Source organism: Stenotrophomonas sp. TWI587, assembly GCF_039674145.1.
GTDB lineage: Bacteria > Pseudomonadota > Gammaproteobacteria > Xanthomonadales > Xanthomonadaceae > Stenotrophomonas > Stenotrophomonas maltophilia_AY.
Genome location: NZ_JBDJMW010000003.1, coordinates 99744 through 114066, shown reverse-complemented (window position 1 = coordinate 114066; position 14323 = coordinate 99744). Strand labels below are relative to the sequence as shown.

Here is a 14323-nt window from a genome sequence, read left to right as displayed (position 1 = left end):
TGAAGAAGGGAACAGCACCTTCACAGCGATTGCGCTGAACTACCGCTGGGAGTGCGGTGGATTGCCGCCAACACGCCACGCCGTACGGAGAGAGACCGCCATGACCGCCTTGAAAATCTTCCTGCTCGCCGGTGCACTGCTCTACGGCCTGCCGGGGCTGGTGTGGTGGGTGAATCATCGGCGGGCCAAACGCGCCCGGCTGGCACAGCGCGTGATCAGCGTGGATGCCCCCGCGCCATGAGCGACGCTGCCGGGAGGACCGCCGAATGCCATTGACCGACGAACAGCGCCGCATCCTCACTGACATCAATGCCACGCGGCCGGTCAGTGACGAGGACGCCAACTGGGCGGTGAAGGCCGGCTATGCAGCCCAGGCCGAAGATGGCGACATCGATCTGACCCAGGAAGGCCGACGCCACGTCGATTCCAGCACGCTCTGACGACGGGAGCGGACGCCCGCCCAGGGGCGCCGACCGACGCGGTACGTTACCTGCGCGGCAGCCGGCACCCGCCGGACTCCATCAGACCGGTGCAAAACCGCGCGTGGTCTTCTTCTCGTTCTTCTCCGCCTTCTTTTCCTTGGCGGTCTTGGCGGGCTTCTTCTTCGTTTCTTTCTGCTTGTTCAGGCCTTTGGCCATGGCAGCGTTCCCGGTTGGATGTTCCGCAGCATGGCACATCCGGGGCGCATCAATGCGTCCACGCTGCAAGGACCAGCGGCCTCAGATCACCCGCAGCGTGATCGCCTTGAGCACCGCGCGGGTCCGGTCGCGGGTCCCCAGCTTGTCCAGGATGGTGGAGACGTAGTTTTTCACCGTCCCCTCGGCCAGGAACAGGGTGCGGGCGATCTCCTTGTTGGAGTAACCCCCGGCCAGCAAGCGCAGGATCGCCACCTCTTTCTCGCCGAACGTATCAGCCGGCGGCGCCTCGTCGTGAAAGCGATAACGTGCCCGCACGGGATCGGTACTGACCGGCAGCAGCAGGGTATCGCCCGCTGCCACCCGCCGGATGGCTTCCTGGAGGTCTTCCGGCGCGGCATCCTTGAGCATGAAACCCTGCGCCCCTGCCGCGCTGGCCTGCAACAGCAGGTCGCTGTCATCGAAGGTGGTCAGCAGCAGCCAGGGCGTGCCGTCTCCCCGCGCGCGCAGCTGCTGCAACGCCTGGATGCCGTTCAGACCGGGCATGCGGATGTCGCTGAGCACGACGTCCACGGGATGAACGCGCAGACCGTCCAGCAATGCCTCGCCTTCCTCGGCCTCCAGCACGACCTGAATGCCCAGCCCCTGCAGCAGCGCGCGCAGGCCCGCACGGACCAGCGCCTGGTCATCGGCCAGGGCGACGCGGATTGGGTCCCCGGCGCTCATGCCGGCAACCGTGCGGTCAGGTGCATGCCGCCATCAGCGGTGCGCGCCAGGTCCAACTGCCCGTGCACCGCCGCCAGCCGTTCGCGCATGCCGGTTATGCCATTGCCCTCGCGGATGCGCGTGCCGCGCTGGCCATCGTCGCGGATATCAAGGCGCAGCTGCGCGTCCTCCATCACCAGATCCAGCCACACGGTATCGGCATCAGCATGCCGCGCGGCATTGGTCAGCGCCTCCTGTGCAAGCCGCAGTACCGCATCGGCCACCAGAGGATTGGTGATGCGGACCTGCTCGGCGATGTGCAGACGCAGGCCCGGCCGCGGGAACGGTGCGGCCATCGCCTGCAATGCCGTGACCAGGTCCAGCCCACGATCGTCACGCATTGACTGCACCACCTGCCGGATGTCGCCCAGCAGTTCGCCGGACAGACGCTCGGCCAGCAGCACCTGCTCGCGCCCGGCCAACGCGGGATCGGCGGCCAGCGCGCGCAGATTCAAGCGCATCGCGGTGAGCTTGTGTCCGGCCACGTCGTGCAGATCGCGCGCCAAGCGCAGCCGTTCTGCATCGCGGGCACTGTCGGCCAGCAGGGCGCGCGTCGCCAACAGGTCGGCGTTGACCCGGGCCAGCGCCGCGCGGGCGAGCTCGGCGCTGCGGGCGTAATGCGCGGTCAGTGCAGCGAACGCCTGGAACCCGGCGTAGATCGCCACGATCATGAAAGCATGCGAGTACCCGCTAGCACGCAGTGCGGCATACAGGCCCACGTTGAGCAGCACCGTGGCCACCAGCACCTGGCGCGGTGGCCAGTGCTCGGCCAGGTGCGCGACCAGCACCACCAGCAGTACCGGCACCGTGCCGATACGGGGCTCCAGCCAGGCCAGCCACAACGCAAGGATCGCCTGCACGACATCGCTGGCGACCCGGATGGACGGCCGAGGCGGTAAATGGTCGTAGGCGATGAACAACACCATGAAGGCGCCCAGCAGGCACCAGCGGAGGGTGCCCGAAGGCGCCGGCGAGGAACTGAGGGACAGGCCCACCGCGGCGATGGTGAGCAGGCCAGCCAGGCTCAAGGGGCTGATGAGGTGACGCAGAAAGGTCGACATGTCCGCATGCTGCCCGCGCGTGGCCCTTCGCAGCAATGGGGTCAGCGCAGAAAGTGACTTCCGGCACTGCGGATCGATGACCACTGGGCATGGGCGTATGGGGTGCCGTTGCCCAGACTGAGCCCACACCCATACGGACACTTCGCCATGACCTGCAACGCCCTGACCTGCCTTCCGTTCGCCCTCCTGCTGCTGGCCTCGCCGGTGTTGGCCGGCGATCTGCAGGTCCACCTGGACGGGATTCGCGTCCAGACCGGCACCGTGCGTCTGGCCCTGGTCGACGGGCCGGCCGGATGGGAGGGCAAGGCACCGCCGGTGCAGGCGCAAGCCCTGACCCCCAGCGGCGACAGCGCGCAGGCCGTGTTCAAAAACCTGCCGGCCGGCGAGTACGCGGTGCTGGTCACCCATGACGAGAACGGCAACGGCCAACTGGATACCAACGTGCTCGGCATGCCGATCGAAGGCTACGGCTTCAGCAACAATCCGCGGGTACAGCGCAAGCCCACCTTCGAGGAGGCGCGTGTGCAGGTCCCGGCCGACGGCGCCGCGATCAACATCAGCCTGCGCTGATCCTCCTCTTCGTTCGAGACCCCGCATGGACCGTCGACGTTTCCTCCGTTCGCTGCTTTCCGGTGCCACCACCGCCGTCATCGGGGCCACCGCGCTGCGCAGCCTGCCTGCGATGGCCGGCGATGCGGCCGCCTTCGCCGAGGCGCGCGCCCAGCACCCGTGGCTGACCGGCTGGCGCAGTGTCACCAGTGAAACCCTGGGCCCTTCCACGGTGGCGCTGCAGGGAACGCTGCCGGCGGGCATGGCCGGCACGCTTTATCGCAATGGCCCGGCCTGGACCGAGCGCAATGGCTTCCGCTACGACCACTGGTTCGATGGCGACGGCATGGTGCACGGCTGGCACTTCAACGGGGACGGCACGCTGAGCCACCGTGCGCGCATGGTCGCCACGCCGAAGTTCACCCGCGAGCAGAAGGCCGGGCGCTTCCTGTATCCCGCGGCCGGTACCCGCGTGCCGGACATGCAGATGGTGCGCAACAACGACGATGCCAATGCCGCCAACACCTCGGTGGTGATGATCAACGGTCGGCTGTTCGCGCTGTGCGAGGCAGGCTCGGCGTTCGAGGTGGATCCCGACGATCTGCAGACGCTGGGTCCGGTGACCTGGCGCCAGGACCTGGCGACGGTGCCGTTCTCCGCCCACCCGCTGGTGGAGCGCGACGGCACGCTCTGGAACTTCGGCTCGCTGTCGCTGATGGGCGGCACCGGCCTGTTGGTCTGGAAGATCGGCGTCGACGGCCAACTGCGCTCGGCCAGCATCGTGGAAACGCCATTCATGGGCTACCTGCACGCCTTCGCGATGACCGATGACCACCTGGTCTTCATGCTGATGCCGTTCAATTACAAGGCGAAAGGGGAAGCCTTCTTCGAACGGCTGCAGTTCACGCCGGACCAGCCCTGTCGGATCGCCGTCGTCCCCAAGGCCGCGCCGGACACCGCACGCTGGTTCGAAGCTCCGTTCGCCGCGGCCTACCACTTCGGCGATGCGTACGAGCGCAACGGCCGGATCGTGATGCGCACCGTGCGCCACGACGATATCAACCGGGCGCGCTCACCGATGCACGAGGCCATGGCCGGCGACGCGGCGCATGCGGTCAACTCCGATGCCACCCTCATGGAGCTGCACCTGGACCTGCGAACCGGCAAAGCCCATTGGGAAGATACCGGCATCCACGGTATCGAATTCCCGCTGTTCGATATCCGCAGTACGCGCACACGCGGTGCACGCCTGTACGCACCGCTGATGCAGGGCGATACCAGCGCGCCTTACTTCAATGCGGTGGCTGGCTTCGACGTGGAGCGCAACCGGCGCCAGGTGTGGCGCTACGGGCGCGACATCCTGGCCGAGGAGCATGTGTTCGTGCCCCGCCCCGGCAGCCAGCGTGCGGACGACGGCTGGCTGGTCGGCACCCTGCTCGACTCGGCCACCCAGCGCAGTGGGATCGCGGTACTGGATGCCGGGCGCATCGAGGACGGCCCGGTCGCCCAAGCGTGGCTGCCGTACGCGGTACCGCTGGGCTTCCACGGGACGTTTGCCGCGCGGGAGTGAGCGGGCTGCATACGGCGTCACGGCGTGCGTGTCGGCCTCTTGCCATCCCGTACGGGTCATTGCCACCGGCGGCCAGCGGCCCAAACCAGCACGGCTGTCGCCGCGAAGCCGCCGGCCAGCCAGAGATTGGCGCTCAGACCGTGCCGGTCGAGCGCCTGACCGCCCAGCCATGCGCCCGATGCGATACCGATGTTGAAGACGCCGACGTAGGCCGCGGAAGCCACCTCCACCGCGCCGGGCGCAGCTTTCATCATCCAGGTCATCAACCCGACCGATACGCCGCCGTAGGCCAGCCCCCACGCGATCAGCGCGATGGCACCGCCGGCGCGCGCGTCGCCGATGGACAGAAACAGCAGCGGCGCCAGCACCAGGCCCGCTGCGATCAGCACCACCGTCGGTGCCGTATATCGCGCCGCCACGATGCCCGCGAGGAAATTCCCGGCCATCCCGGCAGCGCCGTAGCCGAACAACAGCAGCCCCACCCAGCGCGCGTCGAATCCTGAGACTGTCATGAGCAGTGGCCGCACGAAGGTGAAGGCAGCGAAGTGTCCGGCGACCAGCAGCAGGGTCAGCAGCAACCCGAGCTGCAGCCCCCGGTTGCCCAGCTGCTCACCGAACTGGCGCACGGTGGTGGTATGGGTGGACGGCAGCCTGGGCACGACAGCCCAGTGCAGGCCGAGTACCGCAGCGCTGAGCAGGGCCATGCTGCCGAAGGCCCAGCGCCATCCCAACAGCTCACCGATCAACGCGCCGAGGGGAACGCCCAGCACCGATGCCGCCGCCACACCGCCAAAGATGAGCGAGGTGGCCAGACCAACCGATCGCGTCGGTACGAGCCGCAGCGCCAGTCCCCCGGCGATGGCCCAGATGCCGCCCATGCACAGCCCGACCAGCACCCGTGCGGTCAGCATCCAGCCCAGGGTGGGTGCGAAGGCCGACACCAGATTCGCGATCACCAGCAGGCCCAACAGCCCGGAGAGCAGCGGGCGTCGATCCAGCCTGCCGGAGAAGATCACCACCATCGGCGCGAACAACGCCGCCAGCAGCGCCGGCAACGAGATCATCAAGCCTGCCGTGCCGGTGCTTGTTTGCAGTGCCTGGGCGATCGGGGTCAACAGGCCGACGGGCAGCATCTCGGTGGTCACGACCGAGAACGTGGCCAGGCTCACGGCAGTGACGGCCCACCACGGGTGGCGGCCATCAGGCTGTCGTTCGGAACGTGGTGTCCTCATGCTGCAGCTCCGTGTTGTGTCAGTGTTCCAGGCGCTTGCATCAGGCGTCCCCCGAGGCGTGTGCAGGGGGCAGACGCACCCTGCGATGCGCGGACATCGCGGCCAGCAGCACTGCGCCGCCGGCACACACCGCGATGAGGAATCCAGCGCGCACCCCGTACGCATCCACCCACTGGCCGGACGCGGCGGCACCGAATGCGACGCCCACGTTCAATCCCGCCAGCAGCCAGGTCATGCCTTCGGTCAACTGACGCGCCGGCACCTGCTGCTCGATCAGCGACATCGCCACGATCATGGTCGGTGCGAAGAACACGCCGGCCACGAACACCGCCGTGCCCAGGCCGTACAGGCTGCCGGCCCACCACAGCGGCAGCGTGGTCAGTGCGGTCGCGATCCCACCCACCAACAGCAGGCGGCGCAATGGTGTCTGCAGCTTCAACGTTCCGAACAGCAGCCCGGACAGGCAGGAACCGGCCGCATAAGCGGACAACACCAGGCTCGCGGCCGCGGGCTGGCCCACGTGCGCGGCGAAGGCGACACTGACGACATCGACCGTGCCGACGATCACGCCCATGGCGACCATCAACAGCGCGAGCCAGCGCACGCTGGGCAGGTGCATGACAGACCCGTCGCGCATGGCGGTCGGCAGGGGTGCTTCGATGGGCGGCTCCGTCCGGCGCTGGGCGATCAAGACCAGCACGCCGATCGGCAACAGCACCGCAGCGGCGAGTACCCCCGCCTGGGGAAGCACCGCGACCGCCAGGCCGACCGACAGTGGCGGCCCGGCAATGAAGGTGACCTCATCGAAGACGGTTTCCAGCGCGTACGCGGTCTGAAGCTGCGGCTGCCCGCGATAGAGGACGGTCCAGCGCGCGCGCACCATCGCCGACATGCTGGGCATCGCGCCGGCCAGCAGTGCGCCCACGAAGAACAGCGCGGTCGGTGCGGCCCACCACGATGCGCCGAGCAGGAGCAGCAGGCCGATCACGCTGACGCCGGTGGCCAGCGGCAGTATCCGGCGCTGCCCATGCCGATCCACGAGACGGGAGACCTGCGGTGAAAGCAGCGCGTAGGTGAGCACGAAGGTAGCGGCCACCGCGCCCGCCAGTGCATAGCTGCCACGCACCTGCGCAAGCAGCGTGATGATGCCGATCCCGGTCATGGGCAAGGGAAGCCGCGCGAGCAGGCCCGCAGAAGCGAACCCGATGCTGCCCGGGGCCGCGAAGAGGTTTCGATAGGAGGTGGTCACGGTCGTCTTCACTGCCTTCAGTCACTTACATACACAGCGTATGTTTAAAATCCTATATACATACGCACCGGATGTAAACAATCATACGTACCGTATGTAAGGAGATGTCGATGGTTCGCCGCACCCGCGCCGACATGGAGCAGACCCGCGCCGCGCTGCTGGCCACCGCCCGCGCGTTCTTCAGCGCGCGCGGCTATGCCGATACCTCCATGGATGATCTGACCGCGCAGGCAGGCCTCACCCGGGGCGCGCTGTATCACCATTTCGGCGACAAGCAGGGCCTGCTCGCGGCGGTGGTGGCGCAGATCGACGGCGAGATGGATGACCGCCTCAAGGCCATCTCCGACGCTGCCAAGGATCCTTGGGCGGGCTTTCGTCTGCGCTGCATCGGGTACCTGGAGATGGCGCTGGAGCCGACCATCCAGCGCATCGTCCTGCGCGATGCGCGGGCCGTGCTGGGCGGCGCCTCGCCGGAATCGCAGCGTCACTGCATCGATTCCATGCAGCGCCTGCTCACGCACCTGATCGATCAGGGCGTCGTTGCCGACGCCAATCCGCAGGCCTTGGCGTTCCTGGTGTACGGCAGCCTGGCCGAGGCCGCGTTCTGGATCGCCGATGGCGATGATGGCGATGCACGGCTGGCACAGAGCGTGGCGGCGCTCGACCTGCTGCTGCGTGGGCTGCGGGTCACCCCGCAGCACTGACCGCTCATCCGGTCAGGCCGCCATTGGATCCAGTCCCTGACCGCAGGTCATATATCGCTCCATGTGATCGCAGGGCCACCCCTACGCTTCTCCCATCTACTGAAGGAGAGGACGCATGAAGATTCTGGGTGTTGTGCTGATGGCATCGGCGCTGGTGATGAGCAGCCCGACTGCGGCAACGAACGCTGCCCCGGCCGGAACCGAGGCGCTGGCCCGCGAAGCTGACGCCTTCTTCAAGGACCAGCAACCGGGCGGCGTGGTCCTGGTGACCCAGGGCGACCAGGTCCTGCTACGCCGGGCCTACGGCATGGCCGACATCGAAGATGGCGTGGCGATGCGACCGGACGCCGCGCTGGCCACCAGCATCATGCCAAGCCAGCGCAGCTCCCCAGAGCCATCGGCCTGCACCTTGCGATACAGCCAACGCAGCCCCAGGCTGGCCAGCAGCCCACCTGCGCTGACTGCAGCCACCGCCAGGAACTGAAGCGCGTCCGGCACCGACGCTTCACTCGGCCGCGCAATGAAGGCGATCAGCGCGAACAGCGACCAACCCATCACGTGCAGGAGCCAGAACCTGAGGGTCACCGCATCGATCCGCTGGAGGGGAGCCGTACTCTACCCGATCCGGCGGGCACGTCCCGCTCAGCGCCGACGTGACGTCGCGCGCGGCTGCAACGCATCCAGGGCGCCGGCATTGCGGCGCGCCCAGTCGTAGATCAGTTCGATCGGTTCGACCAGTTGCCGCCCCAGCGGGGTCAATGTGTACTCCACCGAGGGCGGCACGGTGGGGTACTCGGTGCGCAGCACGATCCCCGCATGCTCCATGTCACGCAGCGTCTGGATCAGCATCTTCTTGGAGACGGCCGGCAGGCTGCGGTGCAGCGCGTTGCTGCGGGCGGTACCGTCATGCCGCACGGCCAGGGTGTGCAGCACCATCGAGGTCCACTTGGTGCTGAACAGCTCCAGCACCCGCCGGGGGGCGCAATCCTCTCGCCAGTGCTCTTCGGGAGTACCCGTTTTCATGTGTGGTTACCGTTTGGTGCCTTCTTTCGAGGCGTACCTCGATATCCTAAGGTGTGCGCCTGTAAAGCAATGAAAGAGGCGACATCGTGAGGCAGAAAGCGTTGGTGGTCGGTGCGACCGGGATCGTCGGCAGTGCGCTGATCCAGCAGTTGCTGCAGGAAGGCTGGGAGGTGCATGGCCTGGCGCGTCGGCCCGATGCGCTGCCGTCGGGTGCGCACGGCGTTTCGGCCGATCTGCGTGATGCCCAGGCCACACGTGAAGCGCTTTCCGGACTGGCCCCCACGCACGTGTTCATCACCACCTGGTCCCGGCAGGCCAACGAGGCCGAGAACATCCGGGTCAACAGCGCGATGGTGCGCCATCTGCTGGAGGCACTGCAGCCGGCCGGCAGCGTGCAGCATGTAGCACTGGTGACGGGCCTGAAACACTACCTCGGCCCGTTCGAGGCGTACGCGCAGGGCAACCTGCCGCAGACGCCGTTCCGTGAAGAACAACCGCGCCTGCCCGTGGACAACTTCTACTACGCACAGGAAGACGAGGTGTTTGCCGCCGCCGCCCGCGATGGCTTCCACTGGAGCGTGCATCGCCCGCATACGGTGATCGGCGCGGCGGTGGGCAATGCCATGAACATGGGCACGACCCTGGCCGTGCACGCAACGCTGTGCCGGCAGACCGGCCGCCCGTTCCAGTTCCCCGGCTCGCTTGCCCAGTGGGAGGGGCTGACCGATATGACCGATGCCGGGCTGCTGGCGCGGCACCTGCTGTGGGCGACGCAGACACAGGCCGCTGCCAACCAGGCCTTCAACGTGGTCAATGGCGATGTGTTCCGCTGGCGCTGGATGTGGAGCCGGATTGCCGCGTGGTTCGATATCGAGGCTGTGCCGTTCAGCGGTCAGGTCCGTCCGCTCGCCGAGCAGATGGCCGATGATGCCGCGCTGTGGTCGTCGCTGGCCGCCACCCACGGCCTGGCCGAGTCTGACATCCACCGGCTGATCTCTCCCTGGCACACCGATGCCGATCTCGGGCGCCCGCTGGAGGTGATCACGGACATGTCCAAGAGCCGCCGGATGGGGTTCTTGGATTACCAGCCCAGTGACGATGCGTTCTTCGCGCTGTTCACGCGGCTGCGGGCGGCGCGGTTGATTCCCTGACGTGCGGTGTATTTGCAGCGCGGGTGCACGTTCGCTGGCGTCGCTTCGGGCAGGGTTACTTTAGACACTGTGGTGCCCCGGTATGCCAGCAGATAGGCTGCGGCATACGCCCACCGGGCCGCTTCGGATCTCGCTCGCATGCCACTGCCCTGGACATCGTCGTTGTTGTTGCTGGCGGCGCTGCCGCTGAACGCGTCTGCAGCCGAACAGTGGGTTCTCGCCACCGACCTCTGGGGCAACACGCACTACCAGACGCTGCACCTGGATGTGCAGGGAGAACGGGTTGACGGAACGCTGGGCGGCGATCCCATCGCCGGCACCCTGCGCGGCACGACACTGCAGTTCACAGTGAAGGACAGCGAAGGTCAGGTCCAGCACTTCACCGGTACCGTCGACGATGCGCGCATGCAGGGCGAGAGCGATCAGCCGGACACCAACAACCGCGCGGCACGAGCACGGCATGCGTTCAGCGCATGGCGGCTGCCCACGCGGACTGCCGGTGGTCCCCGACAGCATGTGTTCACTCCGACGGACTACTCCAACACGTTCAGTGCGGACCGTGCGCCGGTTCTGGTGATCCACCCCGGTGATTCGGTCCAGACCAAGACACTGGATTCCGGTGGTGTCGACGAACAGGGCATCACCCGCGCATTGTTCGGCAATCCCCAGGTCGGGCCGTTCTTCGTGGTCGGTGCCGAGCCAGGCGACACGCTGGCCATCACGCTCACGTCGCTGAAGCTCAACCGCGATTACGCCGACAGCCTGGATGGTCTGGTAGGACGCCTGAAGACGCCGCGTGTGGCCGCTGAGGCGACGGCATTGGGCAAACCCGTCCGGTGGGTACTCGATCGCGCCAGAGGCATCGCGCGCCCGGAAGGCGCTACCGGCGCGCTGAAGGACTTCCAGGTTCCGGTCCAGCCGATGCTGGGCGGTCTGGCCGTCGCGCCCGGCTTCGGCTACCCGCCGTTTTCCACCGGCGACACCGGTGACTTTGGCGGCAACATGGATTTCAACGCCGCCATCGAAGGCAACACTGTCTACCTGCCCGTGCAGCAGCCCGGCGCACTGCTGTATCTGGGTGACGGTCACGCGCTTCAGGGTGACGGAGAAACTACGCAGTGGGCGCTGGAAACCTCCCTGGATGTCGTGTTCCGGGTCGAGCTGGTGAAGCAGTCATCGATTGCCACGCCGCGTGTCACGTCGCCGACCCAGATCATGACATTGGGCCAAGGCGGCTCCAGCGACGACGCGCTGCGTATCGCGACCTCGGGCATGCTGCAGTGGCTACGTCAGGACTATGGCCTGACGCTGTCCGAAGCCGCCCAGGTGCTGGGTGTGGCGGTGCAGTACCACGTCGCCAACCTCGCTGGTCGCAGCGTCGGTGTGGCGGCCAAGCTGGACAAAGCGGTTCTGCAGCATCTGCCCCCGCCGCCGCCGGCCGGATCCGCACCGGTCAAGCCCGCTGCTGAACGCTGAGAGGGTTCCACACCGACACCCCGCAGCGATACGCTATGGCAGCCGCCCCCCGCTGATCGCAGGTTCCGCTTGAGCTCTTCACCTACCACGGGTTCCCACGGCGAACGGGATACCGAGCGCGTCAAACTGGCGCTGGCCGCCGGCGCGATCATCGGCACCTGGTTCTGGGATGTCACCCGCGACAGTCTGACCATCGACGATGCCCTCGCCGAGGTGCATGGCCTGGACCCTGCACTCGCGCGCAGTGAACTGCGCCTGGAGCAGGTGGTGTCCGCCGTGCACCCCGAGGACCGCCCGGGTCTGGCGGAGGCGATCGCCGAAGCCGTGCGCCGTGGCGGTCGCTATGCCCACCAGTACCGCACCCGCGGCGCGGACGGTGCCTACCGCTGGATCGAGGCCATCGGCCGGGTCGATCTGGATGCCAACGGAAACGCGGTCGGGTTTCCCGGCGTGCTGATCGACATCGATGAACGCAGGCGGGTGGAGGCCGAGCGTGATCAGGCGCAGACCCTGCTGCGTTCGTTCGTGGAGGCCGCACCGGGTGTGGTGTACGCCAAGAACCGCCAGGGCCGGATCCTGATCGGCAACCGCGGCACCACTGAACTCATCGGCCTGCCGCCCGAGGTGTATGTGGGGCGCACCGATGCCGAACTGCTCAGCGACCCGGCCCAGGCCGCCACGGTGATGGCCACCGACGAGCGCGTCATGGCCAGCGGCCAGACCGAGCAGCTCGAAGAAGAAGTGAGCTTTCCCGATGGTCGGCGCGCCTATTGGCTGTCCACCAAGTCACCGTTGCGTGATGCCGACGGGACCGTGGTGGGCTTGGTCGGCACCTCGCTGGACATCACCGATCGCAAAGCCGCCGAAGCCCGTCATGCTGAAGTGGAGGAGCGCTATCGGCTGGCCGCTCACGCCACCAACGATGCGATCTGGGACTGGCGCATCTCCGATGGCCACGTGATCTGGAACGAGGCGCTGACCACGCTGTTCGGCCATGCGCTGAGCGAAACCAGCGCGCAGTGGTGGCTGGACCATATCCATCCCGACGACCGGACGCGTGTGGATGCGGACATTCATGCCGTGATCGAGGGCGACGGCACCGCATGGAACAGCGAGTATCGGTTCCGCCGCGCCGATGGCAGCTTCGATTCCGTGCTCGACCGCGGCACCGTCCTGCGCGATGCGGTGGGTGAGCCGCTGCGGATGATCGGTGCGATGCTGGATCTCACCGTGCGTGAAGCCGCCGAGGCGGCCCTGGCCAAAAGCGAGGAGCGCCTGCGGTTTGCCACCGAAGCAGGCGACATGGGCTTCTGGGATGTCGACCTGGTGGCGGACGCCTTGATCTGGCCGCCCCGGACCAAGGCGATGTTCGGCATCTCCCCCGATGTTCCGGTGTCGCTGCGTGATTTCAACGAAGGCATCCACCCCGACGACCGTGAAGCGACCCTCGCCGCCTTTGCCGCCGCGGCTGATCCGGCCCAGCGCGCGCTCTATGACGTGGAGTACCGCACGGTCGGCAAGGAAGACGGGATCGTGCGCTGGGTCGCGGCCAAGGGCCGCGGTCACTTCGAGGGCGACCGCTGCGTCCGCATCGTGGGGGTGGTGATCGAGATCACGGCGCGCAAGATCGCCGATGCCCGCCTGCAGGAATTGAACGAGCATCTGGAAAGCCGCGTGCTCGAAGAGGTCGCCGAGCGCACCCGCGTGGAAGATGCGCTTCGGCAGAGTCAGAAGATGGAGGCCGTCGGCCAGCTCACCGGCGGTATCGCCCACGACTTCAACAACATGCTGGCGACCGTGATCGGCCCGCTGGATCTGCTGGCGATGCGGCTCGGCGACAACGACCCGCGCACCAAGCGCTATATCGACATGGCCATCGAAGGCGCCACCCGGGCGGCACAGCTCACCCAGCGGTTGCTGGCGTTCTCGCGCCAGCAGCCATTGCAGCCGGTGCCCCTGGATGTGAACCAGCTGGTGGCGGGCATGTCCGACCTGCTGGTGCATTCGCTGGGCAGCAGCATCCGTTTGAAGACCTTACTGGCGGCCGACTTGTGGCAGACGTTCGCCGATGCCAATCAGCTGGAGAACGTGATTCTCAACCTGGCCGTCAATGCGCGCGATGCGCTGCCTGGCGGTGGGCGCCTCACGGTGGAAACCGCCAACGGCGAGATCACCGCAGGTGCTGGCTCCGCCCCGGCGGGGGTTCCCGACGGCGAGTACGTTCTGATCACCGTCACCGACAACGGTAGTGGCATGCCGCCGGAGGTGATCGCCAAGGCATTCGATCCGTTCTTCACCACGAAGAAGGTGGGCCAAGGCACGGGGCTGGGCCTGTCGCAGGTGTATGGCTTCGTCAAACAGTCGGCCGGTCACGTGAAGATCCGCTCTGCCGTCGGGCAGGGAACAACGGTGACCCTGTATCTGCCGCGCCTCATGGCCGACATCGCCGCCACGCCCTCGCCGACAACCAGCGGTACCGCTCCGCTGAGCGGGGGCCGCGAGCGTGTGCTGATCGTGGAAGACGAGCCCGGCGTCCGCCAGTTCTCCATCGATGCGTTGAGCGAGCTGGGCTACCCGGTGCTCGCCGCCGAAGGGGCCGCCACCGCGCTTGCCCTGCTCGACAGCCATCCCGATATCGCCCTGCTGTTCACCGATGTGGTGATGCCCGAGGTCAACGGGCGGCAACTGGCCGATGAGGCCCTGAAGCGGCGTCCGGATCTGAAAGTGCTGTTCACCACCGGCTACAGCCGCAATGCGCTGGAGCACGACGGCGTACTGGACCCCAGCGTCCACCTGATCGGCAAACCGTTCACGCTGGAGGAGCTGGCCCTGCGGGTGCGCGCGGTGCTTGCCGAGGTGCGCTGACGCGAGGACTCCGGGAATCGAATTCCGGAGTCCTGGAACGTAG

14 protein-coding genes are annotated in these 14323 nt (G+C 67.2%); 9 read left to right on the top strand and 5 right to left on the bottom strand.

The window, feature by feature from the left end; translation table 11 throughout:
• The first annotated feature begins 100 nt into the window (after window positions 1-100).
• Together ABE464_RS06170 and ABE464_RS06165 are read left to right on the top strand one after the other, a co-directional pair.
• Entirely contained in the window at window positions 101-241 is a 141-nt protein-coding gene (locus ABE464_RS06170) for a hypothetical protein (protein WP_184997194.1), read from the top strand.
• A gap of 25 nt (window positions 242-266) precedes the next feature.
• Window positions 267-440 carry a hypothetical protein gene (locus ABE464_RS06165; protein WP_346471214.1) on the top strand — a complete coding sequence of 58 codons (174 nt, stop codon included), beginning with the start codon at window positions 267-269 and terminating at the stop codon, window positions 438-440.
• Window positions 441-719: 279 nt separating this feature from the next.
• Here ABE464_RS06165 and ABE464_RS06160 read toward each other — a convergent pair whose 3' ends face one another.
• On the bottom strand, window positions 720-1361 hold the full coding sequence (locus tag ABE464_RS06160; RefSeq protein ID WP_346471213.1) for a response regulator transcription factor: 642 nt from the start codon (window positions 1359-1361) through the stop codon (window positions 720-722).
• Window positions 1358-2461 carry a histidine kinase gene (locus ABE464_RS06155; RefSeq protein ID WP_346471212.1) on the bottom strand — a complete coding sequence of 368 codons (1104 nt, stop codon included), beginning with the start codon at window positions 2459-2461 and terminating at the stop codon, window positions 1358-1360. The genes ABE464_RS06160 and ABE464_RS06155 overlap by 4 nt, the downstream gene beginning before the upstream one ends.
• Before the next feature lie 147 nt (window positions 2462-2608).
• Between ABE464_RS06155 and ABE464_RS06150 the strand changes: the two genes are divergently transcribed.
• Window positions 2609-3031, top strand: coding sequence for a DUF2141 domain-containing protein (locus tag ABE464_RS06150; protein WP_346471211.1), 423 nt, complete (start codon window positions 2609-2611; stop codon window positions 3029-3031).
• A 25-nt stretch (window positions 3032-3056) separates the two neighbouring features.
• A complete protein-coding gene (locus ABE464_RS06145) occupies window positions 3057-4580 on the top strand; it encodes a carotenoid oxygenase family protein (protein ID WP_346471210.1) in 1524 nt (507 codons plus the stop codon).
• Between the two features lie 56 nt (window positions 4581-4636).
• On the opposite strand, the gene ABE464_RS06140 is transcribed toward ABE464_RS06145, so the two are convergent.
• Window positions 4637-5812, bottom strand: coding sequence for an MFS transporter (locus ABE464_RS06140; RefSeq protein WP_346471209.1), 1176 nt, complete (start codon window positions 5810-5812; stop codon window positions 4637-4639).
• Between the two features lie 40 nt (window positions 5813-5852).
• Window positions 5853-7061: an MFS transporter gene (locus ABE464_RS06135; protein ID WP_346471435.1), complete on the bottom strand. Its 1209-nt coding sequence runs from the start codon at window positions 7059-7061 to the stop codon at window positions 5853-5855.
• A 110-nt stretch (window positions 7062-7171) separates the two neighbouring features.
• On the opposite strand from ABE464_RS06135, the gene ABE464_RS06130 reads away from it, so the two are divergent.
• Both ABE464_RS06130 and ABE464_RS06125 read left to right on the top strand, forming a co-directional pair.
• Window positions 7172-7765, top strand: coding sequence for a TetR/AcrR family transcriptional regulator (locus ABE464_RS06130; RefSeq protein ID WP_346471208.1), 594 nt, complete (start codon window positions 7172-7174; stop codon window positions 7763-7765).
• Between the two features lie 115 nt (window positions 7766-7880).
• Window positions 7881-8249, top strand: coding sequence for a hypothetical protein (locus tag ABE464_RS06125; RefSeq protein WP_346471207.1), 369 nt, complete (start codon window positions 7881-7883; stop codon window positions 8247-8249).
• A 158-nt stretch (window positions 8250-8407) separates the two neighbouring features.
• Here ABE464_RS06125 and ABE464_RS06120 read toward each other — a convergent pair whose 3' ends face one another.
• The gene (locus ABE464_RS06120; RefSeq protein ID WP_088433629.1) at window positions 8408-8788 is read right to left on the bottom strand and encodes a helix-turn-helix domain-containing protein; all 381 of its coding nucleotides are present in this window, start codon (window positions 8786-8788) and stop codon (window positions 8408-8410) included.
• A gap of 83 nt (window positions 8789-8871) precedes the next feature.
• On the opposite strand from ABE464_RS06120, the gene ABE464_RS06115 reads away from it, so the two are divergent.
• The 3 genes from ABE464_RS06115 to ABE464_RS06105 all read left to right on the top strand — a co-directional run bounded on the left by ABE464_RS06115 (window position 8872) and on the right by ABE464_RS06105 (window position 14280).
• Window positions 8872-9939 (top strand): SDR family oxidoreductase, encoded by a 1068-nt coding sequence (locus ABE464_RS06115; protein ID WP_346471434.1) that lies wholly within the window; start codon window positions 8872-8874, stop codon window positions 9937-9939.
• Between the two features lie 138 nt (window positions 9940-10077).
• Complete coding sequence (locus ABE464_RS06110) at window positions 10078-11415, top strand: acetamidase/formamidase family protein (RefSeq protein WP_346471206.1); 1338 nt, start codon at window positions 10078-10080, stop codon at window positions 11413-11415.
• Window positions 11416-11484: 69 nt separating this feature from the next.
• Window positions 11485-14280 (top strand): PAS domain-containing protein, encoded by a 2796-nt coding sequence (locus tag ABE464_RS06105; protein ID WP_346471205.1) that lies wholly within the window; start codon window positions 11485-11487, stop codon window positions 14278-14280.
• The last annotated feature ends 43 nt before the right edge of the window (window positions 14281-14323 follow it).

What these genes read in the sequence shown, in the direction of transcription:
- ABE464_RS06170 (WP_184997194.1), top strand. Translation starts at nt 101, where the DNA reads ATGACCGCCTTGAAAATCTTCCTGCTCGCCGGTGCACTGCTCTACGGC.
- ABE464_RS06125 (WP_346471207.1), top strand. Translation starts at nt 7,881, where the DNA reads ATGAAGATTCTGGGTGTTGTGCTGATGGCATCGGCGCTGGTGATGAGC.
- ABE464_RS06140 (WP_346471209.1), bottom strand. Translation starts at nt 5,812, where the DNA reads ATGAGGACACCACGTTCCGAACGACAGCCTGATGGCCGCCACCCGTGG.
- ABE464_RS06165 (WP_346471214.1), top strand. Translation starts at nt 267, where the DNA reads ATGCCATTGACCGACGAACAGCGCCGCATCCTCACTGACATCAATGCC.
- ABE464_RS06145 (WP_346471210.1), top strand. Translation starts at nt 3,057, where the DNA reads ATGGACCGTCGACGTTTCCTCCGTTCGCTGCTTTCCGGTGCCACCACC.
- ABE464_RS06160 (WP_346471213.1), bottom strand. Translation starts at nt 1,361, where the DNA reads ATGAGCGCCGGGGACCCAATCCGCGTCGCCCTGGCCGATGACCAGGCG.
- ABE464_RS06150 (WP_346471211.1), top strand. Translation starts at nt 2,609, where the DNA reads ATGACCTGCAACGCCCTGACCTGCCTTCCGTTCGCCCTCCTGCTGCTG.
- ABE464_RS06155 (WP_346471212.1), bottom strand. Translation starts at nt 2,461, where the DNA reads ATGTCGACCTTTCTGCGTCACCTCATCAGCCCCTTGAGCCTGGCTGGC.
- ABE464_RS06130 (WP_346471208.1), top strand. Translation starts at nt 7,172, where the DNA reads ATGGTTCGCCGCACCCGCGCCGACATGGAGCAGACCCGCGCCGCGCTG.
- ABE464_RS06110 (WP_346471206.1), top strand. Translation starts at nt 10,078, where the DNA reads ATGCCACTGCCCTGGACATCGTCGTTGTTGTTGCTGGCGGCGCTGCCG.
- ABE464_RS06120 (WP_088433629.1), bottom strand. Translation starts at nt 8,788, where the DNA reads ATGAAAACGGGTACTCCCGAAGAGCACTGGCGAGAGGATTGCGCCCCC.